The 726-nt window shown below is 39.9% G+C and carries 2 rRNA genes; both read right to left on the minus strand.

The features are described 5' to 3' along the window. Window positions 1-232: 232 nt before the first annotated feature. A 5S ribosomal RNA gene (gene rrf / locus REB14_RS24150) occupies window positions 233-340 on the minus strand. A 126-nt stretch (window positions 341-466) separates the two neighbouring features. Further along, window positions 467-726 (minus strand): 23S ribosomal RNA (locus REB14_RS24155); the annotation flags it as partial.

The following is a 726-nucleotide window of genomic DNA, read 5'->3' on the forward strand; positions in this document are numbered from 1 at the left end:
ATATAGTATTGAAGGTAAAGACCAATTGTTAGTTAAAGAATAGAAAAAAGAGGGCTGGAAGCAGGAAGCAGGAAGCTGGAGGCATAAAGACAACGGAGATTAGTCATAGTGACTTATTATCTATTACTCATTACTCATTACTCATTACTCATTACTTATGTGTCTGTTGGTGTAGGTATACAACAAAAAAACCTTTATCGTAAAGATAAAGGTTTTTTAAAAATAAAATAAAAACTGGCGGCGGCCTACTCTCCCGCGTTAGCAGTACCATCGGCGCTGGTGGGCTTAACTTCTGTGTTCGGAATGGGAACAGGTGAGCCCCACCGCTAAAACCACCCTAAAGGTTGTATATAGCTTTAAGCATTAGGACTGAAGCCTGAAGCTTATTGCGTTTTTAAGCGATAAAAACTTTCACAAAGACAAAACCTTCACTGCGCATAAAGCACTTGGTTTATTAGTAACCATAGACTATAAATCTACGGGTAATTAGTACTACTTGGCTATGACATTACTGTCTTTACACCTATAGCCTATCAACGTCGTCATCTACAACGACCCTTAAAAGATGTCTCATCTTGAGGCGATTTTCTCACTAATATGCAATCAGTGATTATCTCTTCCAAACGTAGCTACTCAGCGGTGCACCTGGCGGTACAACTGATACACCAGAGGTTTGTTCAATTCGGTCCTCTCGTACTAGAATCAAGCCCTCTCAAACATCTAACG

This window comes from Chryseobacterium metallicongregator, from assembly GCF_031324065.1.
Lineage (GTDB): Bacteria > Bacteroidota > Bacteroidia > Flavobacteriales > Weeksellaceae > Chryseobacterium > Chryseobacterium metallicongregator.